At 69.6% G+C, this 10,946-nt stretch carries 12 protein-coding genes; 5 read left to right on the top strand and 7 right to left on the bottom strand.

Features of this window, described 5'->3' with window-relative positions:
* The first annotated feature begins 176 nt into the window (after positions 1 to 176).
* Positions 177 to 968, top strand: a complete 792-nt coding sequence (modB, locus tag ACZ6SD_RS26860; protein ID WP_465319773.1) for a molybdate ABC transporter permease subunit — start codon at positions 177 to 179, stop codon at positions 966 to 968.
* The gene (locus ACZ6SD_RS26855; protein WP_465319772.1) at positions 965 to 2,017 is read left to right on the top strand and encodes an ABC transporter ATP-binding protein; all 1,053 of its coding nucleotides are present in this window, start codon (positions 965 to 967) and stop codon (positions 2,015 to 2,017) included. Before modB ends, ACZ6SD_RS26855 begins: the two co-directional genes overlap by 4 nt.
* Before the next feature lie 302 nt (positions 2,018 to 2,319).
* On the opposite strand, the gene cutA is transcribed toward ACZ6SD_RS26855, so the two are convergent.
* On the bottom strand, positions 2,320 to 2,643 hold the full coding sequence (gene cutA, locus ACZ6SD_RS26850; RefSeq protein WP_465319771.1) for a divalent-cation tolerance protein CutA: 324 nt from the start codon (positions 2,641 to 2,643) through the stop codon (positions 2,320 to 2,322).
* Between the two features lie 17 nt (positions 2,644 to 2,660).
* Complete coding sequence (locus ACZ6SD_RS26845) at positions 2,661 to 3,224, bottom strand: flavoprotein (protein WP_465319770.1); 564 nt, start codon at positions 3,222 to 3,224, stop codon at positions 2,661 to 2,663.
* Positions 3,225 to 3,603: 379 nt separating this feature from the next.
* Between ACZ6SD_RS26845 and ACZ6SD_RS26840 the strand changes: the two genes are divergently transcribed.
* Positions 3,604 to 4,173 (top strand): TetR/AcrR family transcriptional regulator, encoded by a 570-nt coding sequence (locus tag ACZ6SD_RS26840; protein WP_465319769.1) that lies wholly within the window; start codon positions 3,604 to 3,606, stop codon positions 4,171 to 4,173.
* A gap of 159 nt (positions 4,174 to 4,332) precedes the next feature.
* A complete protein-coding gene (locus ACZ6SD_RS26835; RefSeq protein WP_465319768.1) occupies positions 4,333 to 5,979 on the top strand; it encodes a hypothetical protein in 1,647 nt (548 codons plus the stop codon).
* Between the two features lie 23 nt (positions 5,980 to 6,002).
* Here ACZ6SD_RS26835 and ACZ6SD_RS26830 read toward each other — a convergent pair whose 3' ends face one another.
* The 5 genes from ACZ6SD_RS26830 to ACZ6SD_RS26810 form a co-directional block, all read right to left on the bottom strand.
* Positions 6,003 to 7,313, bottom strand: coding sequence for a cytochrome P450 (locus ACZ6SD_RS26830; protein WP_465319767.1), 1,311 nt, complete (start codon positions 7,311 to 7,313; stop codon positions 6,003 to 6,005).
* A 35-nt stretch (positions 7,314 to 7,348) separates the two neighbouring features.
* Positions 7,349 to 7,930 (bottom strand): class I SAM-dependent methyltransferase, encoded by a 582-nt coding sequence (locus ACZ6SD_RS26825; RefSeq protein WP_465319766.1) that lies wholly within the window; start codon positions 7,928 to 7,930, stop codon positions 7,349 to 7,351.
* Between the two features lie 63 nt (positions 7,931 to 7,993).
* Entirely contained in the window at positions 7,994 to 8,428 is a 435-nt protein-coding gene (locus ACZ6SD_RS26820; RefSeq protein WP_465319765.1) for a DoxX family protein, read from the bottom strand.
* Between the two features lie 30 nt (positions 8,429 to 8,458).
* Complete coding sequence (locus ACZ6SD_RS26815; protein WP_465319764.1) at positions 8,459 to 9,175, bottom strand: SRPBCC family protein; 717 nt, start codon at positions 9,173 to 9,175, stop codon at positions 8,459 to 8,461.
* A 2-nt stretch (positions 9,176 to 9,177) separates the two neighbouring features.
* Positions 9,178 to 9,780, bottom strand: coding sequence for an ArsR/SmtB family transcription factor (locus tag ACZ6SD_RS26810; protein WP_465319763.1), 603 nt, complete (start codon positions 9,778 to 9,780; stop codon positions 9,178 to 9,180).
* Between the two features lie 122 nt (positions 9,781 to 9,902).
* On the opposite strand from ACZ6SD_RS26810, the gene ACZ6SD_RS26805 reads away from it, so the two are divergent.
* A complete protein-coding gene (locus ACZ6SD_RS26805) occupies positions 9,903 to 10,940 on the top strand; it encodes a TRM11 family SAM-dependent methyltransferase (RefSeq protein ID WP_465319762.1) in 1,038 nt (345 codons plus the stop codon).
* Positions 10,941 to 10,946 lie beyond the last annotated feature (6 nt).

Below are 10,946 nucleotides of genomic sequence, written 5' to 3'. Positions count from 1 at the left end.
AGGCTCCCCACCCGTCTTTCCCACGACGGGATCTTCCTTCGTAGGGGCCCCAAAGAAACCACTCCACCCCATCGAGCAGACAGACCCAGCCAGCCCCCAGGGAACCCGGAGAGCACCCAAGCAAGCCCCCGCAAAAACCCAAACAAGCCACAGCAAGCGAAACCCCATGAAACCCCATGAAACCCCAGCAAACCCGCCCAGCAGTACTAGTCATCCCAGCGACCATCGGCCTGGCATTCCTCACCATCCCCCTAGCGGGCCTCCTCCTCCAAGCCCCCTGGAAAGACCTACCGCACCACCTCCTAACCCCAGAAATCCAAGCCGCCCTAAAACTCTCCCTACTCTGCGCCACCCTCGCCACAGCCCTCTGCCTCACCCTGGGCATCCCCCTAGCCTGGCTCCTGGCCCGAGCCGACCTCCCCGGCCGGGGCATCATCCGAGCACTGGTCACCGTCCCCCTCGTCCTCCCCCCAGTAGTGGGCGGAGTAGCACTGCTACTCGTCCTAGGCCGCCGAGGCCCCATCGGCCAATACCTCGATTCCTGGTTCGGAATCTCCCTGCCATTCACCACAGCAGGCGTAGTCCTCGCGGAAGCATTCGTCGCAATGCCATTCCTGGTGATCTCAGTAGAAGGCGCGCTACGCGCAGCCGACACCCGTTACGAAGAAGCCGCCGCGACCCTGGGTGCCTCCCGACTGCTCACCTTCCGAAGAGTCACCCTTCCGGCCATCGCCCCGGGAATCATCGCCGGAACAGTCCTCTGCTGGGCCCGGGCCCTCGGCGAGTTCGGCGCGACGATCACCTTCGCGGGCAACTTCCCCGGTGAGACCACCACCATGCCGCTGGCCGTCTATCTGGCCCTGGAAACGGATCCCGACGCGGCGATCGTGCTCAGCGTCGCCCTCCTGGCCGTCTCCATAGCCGTGCTGGCCTGCCTCCGCGACCGCTGGATAAGCGGGCCGCGATGACCCTCGACGCCAACCTGCGAGTCGTCCGCGACGCCTTCACCCTCGATATCGACCTCGCCGTGAAACCAGGAGAAGTAGTCGCACTGCTGGGACCAAACGGGGCAGGCAAAACAACCGCGGTGCGCGCACTCGCTGGACTCGACCGATTGTCCGCCGGACACATCCATGTCGGCGACCAAATCTGGGACCGGCCGCCCAAAATATTCGTGCCAGCCGAACAGCGCGCGGTGGGACTCGTCTTCCAGGACTATCTACTTTTCCCACACCTCTCCGCCCTGGAAAACGTCGCGTTCGGCCCACGAGCGCGCGGCGTGCCCCGGGCGCAGGCGCGAACGCGGGCACGCGCCTGGCTCACCACCGTCGGGTTGGCCGAGCACGCGAACACCCGACCGAGCACGCTGTCCGGTGGGCAGGCGCAGCGCGTCGCCTTGGCCAGGGCCCTCGTCACCGAACCCGACCTCCTGCTGCTCGACGAGCCCCTCGCCGCCCTCGACGCGGGCACCCGCCTGCGCATTCGCGCCGAGCTGGGCCGCCATCTGCGCGATTACCCCGGCCGGACGCTGCTGGTGACGCACGACCCGCTCGACGCGATGGTCCTCGCGGACCGTCTGGTCATCATCGAGGCCGGGCGGATCGTGCAGCAGGGGCCGCCCACCGAGGTCGCCCGGCGCCCGCGCACCGACTACATCGCGCATCTGGTCGGCCTGAACCTGCACCGGGGCACGGCGGACGGGACCACGGTCACCCTCGACGGCGGCGGAACCCTCATCGTCGCCGAGCCCGCCGCGGGCGCGGTGCACGTGGCGTTCCCGCCCGCCGCGGTCGGCCTCTATCCGCAGCGGCCCGCCGGGAGCCCCCGCAACACCTGGCCGGTCACCGTCGCCGGTCTCGAACAGCACGCCCACACCGTCCGCGTGCACCTGGCGGGCAGCCCGCCAGTGCTCGCCGACGTGACCCCGGCGGTCGTCGCCGAGCTGCGGCTGGCGCCGGGAACCCAGCTGTGGGCGGTCCTGAAGGCGACCGAGATCCAGACCTACGCGCGCGGCTGACAAGACCGGCCTTGGCCCCCTGACGATTCAGCACATCACCAGGCACACAGTCACCACACCGTGACCGCCCCCGAATCAACCGTGGGACCACGACCGACACGTTCCAGGGCGTGGGCGTGGCCTGTTTCGGCAACACCCACCCGTCCTGCTCCAGCACCGACGCCTGGGGACGCACCGCTAACACGGCCTGACCACACCTCCTGGTCGTAGGCAACACAGACCTCGTGCCGGACGCACCTGAAGACAGTCAACACGTCCGGCACGAGGTCACGCAGGTAAGCCCTGTCGGGGCAGCTCAAGCCCTAGGTTCGCGTCTCTTCCCTCACCCAGGACAGGTAGTCGTCGCTGCCCGCGACGATCTCGGTGGCGATGACCATCGGCACGTCGTAGCTGTGGTTGGCCTTGATGTGCGCGATCAGCGCGTCGAGCCGGTCGGCGGCCGTCTTCACCACCAGGCGCCACTCCTGGTCCCTGGTGACCTTGCCGTCCCAGCGGTACACGCTGGTGATGGGACCGATGACATGCGCGCACGCGCCGAGCCGACTGTCCACAATGGTCTCCGCGAGCGCATCCGCTGCGGCCGAGGAGTCGGTGGTCGTGACGACTTGGTAGAAATCGGAAGCCATGCCGCCGACCCTATCCGTCAGACGTGCAGGGCGCGCTTGGCGACGAGCCGGGCGCGGACCGCGTGCAGCGTCGCGGTCCAGGGATAGCGGTCCACCACCCGGTCGCCTTCGCGGGGCGGGTGCGGCTGGAAACCGCCTTCGCCGAACAGGACCGTGACCCCGCAACGGCGCAGTTCGTCCACGCTGCGCAGGAAAACCCGGTTGCCCGCCATCGCGGTGTTGACGAACGGCAGCACCGCGATCGGCACCTTGAGCCCGGTCAGCTCGGCGAGCTGGGTGAGGACGTAGGTGTCGGCGACGCCGGAAGCCCATTTGTTGACGGTGTTGTAAGTCGCCGGGGCGACCACCACGGCGTCGGCCTTGGGCAGGGCGGGTTGTCCCGCGCGCTGGTAGCCGGTGCGGACCGGGTGGCCGGTGAGCGCGGAGAGGGCGTCGATGTCGAGGAAGTGCTCGGCGGCCGAGGGCGTGGCCACGCAGTGGACATTCCAGCCGTCGGCTTGGGCGAGGGTGACCATGCGTTGAGCGTGCGCGGCGGGTCCCGCGCCGCAGATCATGAGGTAGAGCACCGGATTCCCGCTCAATCGGCCAGTGCGGGCCGTCTTCGCGGGCGAGCGTCTGTCGTTTCCGCCGGATGGTGTGTCCATGGCCCCCTCGCTCGGCGTTGCCGTCACGCTTCAAACCCTAGCGAGACGATCATCACCCAAACAGCTCTAATCGTGACCCTCCGTCGCAACCACCCATTCGAGTAACACCGGGCATGAACAAGCGTCTAGGACAAGCGTCTTGTTTTGATCACGCCGCCGACCCCCGAGCAAGGCCGTGACGCGGGTGCGTTCTCGCCGGATCACCGATCGCCGCTGGCCGGCAGAAATTCGACCCCGAATGGGCGATGATAAGTGTTACACGCGTGTATTAGCGCTGCGGTACGTTGGCCTAATGGGACATCGTGAGGATTTGTTGGTGGGCGCCAAACGCTGTCTGATCGAGAAAGGCTACGCGCGCACCACCGCACGCGACATCGTGGCCGCGTCCAACACCAACCTGGCTTCGATCGGCTACCACTTCGGCTCGAAGGAAGCCCTGCTCAACGAGGCGCTGTTGCAGGCGAACGCCGAGTGGTGCCAGGCGCTCGACGCCGTCATGGCCACCGGAACGGGCATCGCCCGGGGCACGGAGTCGCTGGAGCACTTCGAGACGGTGTGGTGCCGGGTCGTGGAGCTGTTCGCCGACCACAGCAGACTGTGGGCGGCGAACTTCGAGATCCTCGCGCAGATTCAGCACGCGCCAGCGGTCCGCGCGACCCTCGCGGGCGGACTCGACCAGGTCCGCCACGGCCTGGCGAAGACGTTTCTCTGCCACCAGGCCGACGAGCCGACGGTCCGGGCCGTGGGATCGTTCTACCAGGCCCTGCTGACCGGCGTGATGGCCCAGTGGCTCATCGACCCGGAGAACGCCCCCAGCGGCGGCGATCTCGCCAAGGCGCTGCGGACCATCGTCCACGGAGTCACCTCGGCGGCGCTAAGCCGCTAGACAGCCGTATAAAGAAATGCTCACCCGCTGAACTGAAAAGGCGTCACGGCCCGTTGTGCCCGTTCGGCCCGCCAAGTCTGCCCGCTCCTTGCCCTCGCGGCACTGCCCGGGTCCGACCAGCCCGTGCGACGGTGGAGTGCCGAACGGGGAAGGGCGGTCATGCGCGCACAGGACCAGGAACCATTGCCTGCCGCCGCTTTCCGCCGCACGCGGGAAGGCGAAGACGGCCCGGGGCAGGTGAACCAGTCGGGCCTGCACGCGTTGCAGCGGCTGGTCGGCAACGCGGCGGTCTCCCACCTGATGGCGCGACAGCAGGACACCACCCAGGAGCCGGTCAGCCAGGAACCCACTGCGGAAGCGGAACACGACCACGGACAAGAAGCGGAGCCGGTCACGGTCCAGCGGCTGGTGGGCTTCGAGTTCGAGGACGCGAACTGGCGGCCGTGGCGGCGAATCCGGCGGCAGCGCGGCGGCTTGGGCGGTTTGCTGCGCGGCTTCCGCGGCCTCCTGCCCGCCCTTGACGACGACACCGCCGTGCCAGCCGAGCGCAAAACGGTGCTGCACCGGGGCGGAAACTTTCAACTGGAGGCGGACGACACGCCGGGTCCGACGATGAGCAACATCGAGTTCGTCACCGACCCGTTCGACGAGACCGACGCGGGCGTGGCCCAGCTGCGGGCGACGATGGCCGAGATCGCGGTGGTGCTCAACCGGATCGACCGGTACGCGGGCCGGATCGGGCCGAGGGATCAGGCGGAGCCGCCGTTTCCGGTGCCGGAGCGCGACTACAAGCGGCGCTATGTCCGCCACGGGGAGCACCGGCTCTCGGGTTCCGCGGGCATCGAGGCCAAAGACGTCCTGCTCTCCGGCGGATCGCCAGGCGGAGCGCTGAAAATGCAGGCCACGACCGGCATCCCGCTCGCGGACCTGTCCGCGATGATGGAACGCCTCGGCCGGGACGTGCCCGGTGAGACCCACGACCAGGCCGACGCGCGCGCCCCCGAACGGCAGATGATCCAGAACCTCGCCGAGCCGAACGAGCCGCTCAGCGTCCAGGGCAGCGCGCCGACTCTGGCCCGCCAGGTGGTCGACGCGCTGCGGGCCGACCCCGGCCTCGGCCCCGCGTTCGCCGACGACACCGGGTCGCTGACGGGTTTCCTGGCCGCGGTGCTGCTGTCCATGAAGCTGCTCCAACGGCCGGGCGGCCGGAACGCGCCCATCAAGTACCGGCTGCCGTTGTTGCCGCGCAACGATTTCGCGCAGATGTTCGGCGCGCTGCCCGCAGCGCAGCAGGACGCGCTGCGGGGCACCCCGGACGTCCTGGTCACTGCCCTGCTCACGGTGTCGAACGCGAACCCGTTGATGCAGAACGGAACCGATGCCGGACTCGCCCCGGGCAGCCCGCTGATCGGCCCCAATCCCGGTCAGCTGCAACAGCTGCCGGGCGGCGGCGTTGGCCCTGCCCCGGTCTCGGGTCTGGACGCCGCACTGGCCACGGTGACCATCCAGGACTGGATCACCGGCATCACCATGGGCCGCGACTATCTGACCCCGGCGGCGATGGGCGACTGGCTGGCGGGCCAGCCCCAGATCCCCGCCGACGACCGCGTCAGCGCGACGGGCGCGTTGGAGAGCTTCGGAACAGCGCCCCCACTCGGCACCCGCGCCACCGACGAACGCCTGCCGTTGTTCGAGATCCGCTCGATCGCGCCGCTAGGCCCCACGCAGCACCTGACCCTGGCACAGGCCACAGACAACGCCGTGCGGATTCTCCAGTTCTACCAACGAATCCGAGAGGGCGCCTAGGCCCTTGCGCCCGACGACAGGGCCTAGGTCAGAGTCCGTGGCCGGGCGATGATCCGCGCGCCGTGGGCCGGGATCAGGGTGATGTTGCGGGACTTCTCCGGCTCCGGCGGTCCGACCGGCTCCAGGTCGTAGCGAACCAGGACCGCCTTGAGCACGGCCGCGGCCTCCTGCAAGGAGAAACCCGCGCCGAGGCAGCGGCGGACCCCACCGCCGAAGGGAATCCAGGTGCCCGCTTCCGGTTGGGCGCCGACGAAGCGTTCCGGGCGGAACTCGCCGGGGGCCGGGTGGTGGTCGGCGTCGAGTTGGACCAGGCCGATGCTGGGGGTGACGACGGTGCCCTTGGGCAGCAGGCGACCCGCGACGACCGTCGGCTCGGTGAGCTTGCGGGCGACGCCGTAGATGACCGGGCGCAGCCGCATCGCTTCCTTGGCAACGGCTTGCAGGTACTCGTCGTCGCCGGTGTCGGCCGCTTCCTGGGCCTTGCGCAGGATCTCGGGGTGGCGGGCCAGTTCGTGGAACGACCAGGCCAGCGCGGTGGCCGTGGTCTCGTGTCCGGCGAGCAGCAGCGTCATCATGTGGTCGCGCAACTCGACGTCGGGGGCGTCCGGGTCCGCGGTCAGCAGGCGGGAAAGGACATCGGTGCGGTCGGCCAGATCCGGGTGGGCGCGGCGGTCGCGGATCTCGGCGTAAAGAAGTTCGTCCGCGGCCCGGAGGTTTTCCAGGTCGCGCTTCCATGGCCAGAAGCGGTTCAGCCACGGGTAGCTCCAACCCAGGACCGACACGACGCCGATGTCGGTGACCTTGGTGATGAGCGGGCGCAGTTTCGCCAGCCGCTCGCCTTCGACCATGCCGAACACGACCCGCAGGATGATCTCCAGGGTGAGCGCGTTCATCGGGCCGCGCACCGCGAACGGCGTGCCAGTCGGCCACTTCTCCGCGGCGTCGACGGCCAGTTCGTCCATCATTCCGGCGTAACCGCGCAGCGCGGCCCCGTTGAACGCGGGCATCAGGCGCTTGCGGGAGCGCAGGTGCTCGTCGCCGTCGAGGATGAGCACCGAGTGCTCGCCCATGACCGGCGCGAGGACCGCGTTTCCCCGGCCAGCGTGGAAAACCGAGGCCGGACCGGCGAAGACCTCGCGGATGTCCTCCGGTTTGGAAAGCAGCACCAGCGTGCGCCCGGCGGCCAGCCGGACGGTGAACGGGTCGCCGTAGCGCCGCCGCCACTTCGGCACGACCTTGTGCCGGGACCGCATGAACAGCACGGTCTGCACCACCCGCGGCAGCCGCGGCCCGTCAGGCAGGGACACACGCGACACGACTCCGGCCGAACCCATGAGCATCCTCCGCGGCTGTTCCTACCGAAAGTAGGTTAACTCTGTATACCCGGTCCGGCAGGGGCGGGCAAGGAAGCGCGGTGGACCGAGACCGCGTAGTCACCGCCGGCGAACGGGGCGCGGTCCCAGGTGGCGAACCGCTCGACGGGTGCCAGGCCAGCCGCGGCGGCGTGGGCGTCGTAGTCGGCGACGGTGTAGCCGCGGTCGAGGCTGAAACCGGCGATCAGCACGCCGCCGGGCGCCACGTGCCGGGCCACCCCGGCGACCAGCGCGGCCTGGGTGCCGGGCGGGGTGAACAGCGGGACGTTGCCCGCCATCACCACCACATCGAACCCCCGCCCGAGGTCGAGGGCGGCCAGATCCGACCGCACCCAGATGATCTCCGGGGCGAGCCTGCGCGCGGTGGCCAGCATGGACTCGTCCAGATCGACTCCGGTCACCTCGATGCCGTGGCGGGCCAGCTCGATGCCCACCCGGCCGGTTCCGCAGCCCGCGTCGAGCACGGACTTCGGCGCGTAGGCGCGCACGAACGCGGCCTCGCCGTGCACGTCCTTTCCGGACGCGGCGAGTTCGTCAAAGCGGCGCTGGTAGTCGTCGCCGTCCCAGGTGGTGGTCACCGCTGAATCCTCTCAAAAACGCCGACGGCCGCCCGCATTGGTGCGGGCGGCCGTCGCGCGAGGTCAGGCGCCGCGGCGCAGCAGGGCCGAGAGCGAGTACGGGCCGGGGCCGAGGACCGCGATCAGCAGGAAGATCCAGGCGAACAGCGCGGCCTGCTCGCCCATGTTCTGCAGCGGCAGCAGCCCCATCGGCTGGTGCACAACGAAGTACGCGTAGGCCATCGCGCCCGAGCACAGCAGGGCGGCGGGCCTAGTCAGCAGTCCCACCAGGACCAGCGCGCCCCCGCCGACCTCGATGACACTGCCCCACCAGCCGGGCCACTCGCCGAAGGCGACGCTGCCGCCCTGGGTGTCGATGCCGCCGAAGAAGCCGAAGCCCTGCAAACCGTGGCAGATGAACAGAAACGCGACGACGATCCGGACAACAGAGACGGTCGGGCCGCTCAGGCGCTCCAGGTCGACGGACTTCGCGGACTTGGTGGAGTTGGTGACGCTCATGTGCTGATTCCCCTCATTTTCCTTCTGTGATCAGGCGAAAACGCCGTCGAGCCAGGCCTGCCACGCCTTGCCCTCGGTTTCCCCGTCCGCGTCGGCGGCGAAGAGGTGGTGCCCCAGCGACACCGGCGCGCCCCACGGCTCGCGGCAGTAGAACCGGTAGAGCGCGTCGCCGGAGCGGAAGCCGACGAACTGGCCCTTCAGGTAGTCGATCTCGCCGTCGACCGCGGGCAGGCCGGGCACCGCGACGCTGATCCGGTCGCCGACCTTGCTCGTCTCGGTGATGCCGAGCGCGCGGCGCAGGACATCGACCGAGCCGGGCCGGGTCGAGTTCTCCGGGCCGTGCGCGTCGATGTAGGTGGCCTTCTTGCCCGGGAAGTGCTTGACGTACTGGCCAAGGGAGTGCAGGTAGAAGTCCGTGTGCTTGTCCGCGCCGTCGTACTGGGCGTCCCAGTCGTCGGTGAAGATTCCACTGTGGACGTACCGGGCCACGCAGGTGCCGCCGTCGCGCGCCTCGATGACGTGTTCGAGGGCGTTGAACCAGCCGTCCTCGCCGTCGGTGCGGAACGACACCCGGTGCGGCGGATCCCAGACGGTGACCCGGTTTCCCTCCTCGTCCGGGGTGCCGTCCGCGGGCGGGGTCGGCGTCGGGAACAGCCAGGCCGAGGTGTTCTCGGTGATGGCGGCGAAAACCTGCTCCGGGGTGGCCTCCAGGACGACCTCGCGGCGGATCTCGAAGGGCTTGGACATGACTAGGACTCCTTGGTGTTCTGTGCGGTCTTGAGGCTCGGGTGCAACGCGACGATCACCCGGTGAGCGCGCCCGTTCGGCGCGTTCTCGGCGTGGTATTTGCGGGCCAGTTCGGCCACCGCCTCCTGCAACTCGCCCGCGAAGGCGGCGCGGTCGGCCGCGGTGGCGAAGCGGAGTTCGGTGTCGCTGGCGTAGGTGGCCAGCCGCTGCTTGGCCGCGGTGGCCCCGGCGATGAGCTCGCCGAGTTCGCGCACCAGCCGGGCGGCCAGGGCCAGCAGCCACCGGGCGGAGAGCTGGTCGGGCGACTTGGCCGGGTCGGGGGCGACCGCGGACAGCGCGTTCGGGGAGATGACGTAGGAGGCGGCGGTCGCGCGCAGCACCCGCTCGGTGCAGTTGCCCTTGCGCCGCTCCTCGACCAGTTCCACGAGGCCGTGCCGCTCCAGCGTGCGCAGGTGGTAGTTGACCTTCTGCCGGGGCAGCCCGACCACCGCGGCCAGCGAGCTGGCCGAGCCGGGCTCCACCAGCGCGGCCAGCAGCCGGGCGCGCACCGGGTCGAGCGTGACCTCGGCCGCGGCCGGGGTGTCGATCACTGCGACGTCGAACATGGGAACAGCTTCACACCGACAACTTTTCTTGTCAAGGATCAGTTTGGTTGTCGGCGGACAGGGTTGTCGGACCGGCGTCGTAAACTGCCCTGACCACGGACTATCCTGACCAGGCGGGAGACATGCCCACTTACGCGCTGCTCGTGCGGCCCGCGATGAACCGCGTCTACGCCGAGTCGGCGGTGGCCCTGACGGCGGCCGAGCTGGCCGTCTTCGACCGGGCCGTCCTCGACGGCAGGATCAGCGGAATCGACCAGACCCGCATCGGCGGCGTCCCGTACGTCACCTTCGACGCGGAGTCGTTCGACAAGCGGGACGCGGACTACCTGGCCAACCTGTCCTCGGCCTACGCGCTGTTCGAGCTCCACGGCGACCTGCTCGCCCCGATCGAGCTGCGGCCCCTCGACCGCTTCGACGACGACCTGCTGACCATCCAGAAGTACGCGGGCAAGACCAACGAGCACTTCACCAAGCTCCTGCTGAACGTCACCCTGGCGTCCTCGGCGTTCGGGCAGCAGATGCTCGACCGGCGCTTCCGCGTGCTCGACCCGCTCTGCGGCCGGGGCACCACGCTCAACCAGGCGCTCATGTACGGCTACGACGCCGAGGGCATCGACATCGACGGCAAGGACTTCGACGCCTACGGCGCGTTCATCCGGACCTGGCTCAAGCGCAAGCGGGTCAAGCACCACGCCGAGACCGGCCGCGTCCGCCGCGACGGCAAGCTCATCGGCCGCGAGCTGCGGGTCTCGCTGGGGGTGAACAAGGAGAGCTACAAGGCGGGCGACGCGCTCACCCTGGGCTACGTCAACGCCGACACCACCCGCGCGGGGGACTTCCACCGCCGGGAGAGCTTCGACGTCATCGTCGCCGACGCCCCCTACGGCGTCCAGCACGGCAGCCGCGCCGCCGACCTGCGCCGCAGCCCGCTGGAGCTGATCCGCGCCGCCGCCCCCGGCTGGACGACGCTGCTGCGGCCAGGCGGCGCGCTGGGCCTGTCCTGGAACACCAACGTCGCCACCCGCGCCGACCTGCTCGCCGCGCTCGCCGACGCGGGCCTCGAACCGCTCGACGACGGCCCGTACCGCGACTTCGCGCACCGGGTCGACCAGGCCATCGTCCGCGACATCGTGGTAGCCCGCCGCCCGCGGCGACCGTGACCGCAA

This window comes from Actinokineospora sp. NPDC051303 (assembly GCF_055586285.1).
The sequence above is the reverse complement of the archived record's forward strand: the minus strand, read 5'-3'. Positions and strand labels throughout refer to the sequence as shown.

Bases quoted from the DNA above. Each gene is read 5' to 3' on its own strand.
- modB (WP_465319773.1), top strand. From the start codon at position 177: ATGAAACCCCAGCAAACCCGCCCAGCAGTACTAGTCATCCCAGCGACC.
- ACZ6SD_RS26855 (WP_465319772.1), top strand. From the start codon at position 965: ATGACCCTCGACGCCAACCTGCGAGTCGTCCGCGACGCCTTCACCCTC.
- cutA (WP_465319771.1), bottom strand. From the start codon at position 2,643: ATGGCTTCCGATTTCTACCAAGTCGTCACGACCACCGACTCCTCGGCC.
- ACZ6SD_RS26835 (WP_465319768.1), top strand. From the start codon at position 4,333: ATGCGCGCACAGGACCAGGAACCATTGCCTGCCGCCGCTTTCCGCCGC.
- ACZ6SD_RS26830 (WP_465319767.1), bottom strand. From the start codon at position 7,313: ATGGGTTCGGCCGGAGTCGTGTCGCGTGTGTCCCTGCCTGACGGGCCG.
- ACZ6SD_RS26820 (WP_465319765.1), bottom strand. From the start codon at position 8,428: ATGAGCGTCACCAACTCCACCAAGTCCGCGAAGTCCGTCGACCTGGAG.
- ACZ6SD_RS26815 (WP_465319764.1), bottom strand. From the start codon at position 9,175: ATGTCCAAGCCCTTCGAGATCCGCCGCGAGGTCGTCCTGGAGGCCACC.
- ACZ6SD_RS26810 (WP_465319763.1), bottom strand. From the start codon at position 9,780: ATGTTCGACGTCGCAGTGATCGACACCCCGGCCGCGGCCGAGGTCACG.
- ACZ6SD_RS26805 (WP_465319762.1), top strand. From the start codon at position 9,903: ATGCCCACTTACGCGCTGCTCGTGCGGCCCGCGATGAACCGCGTCTAC.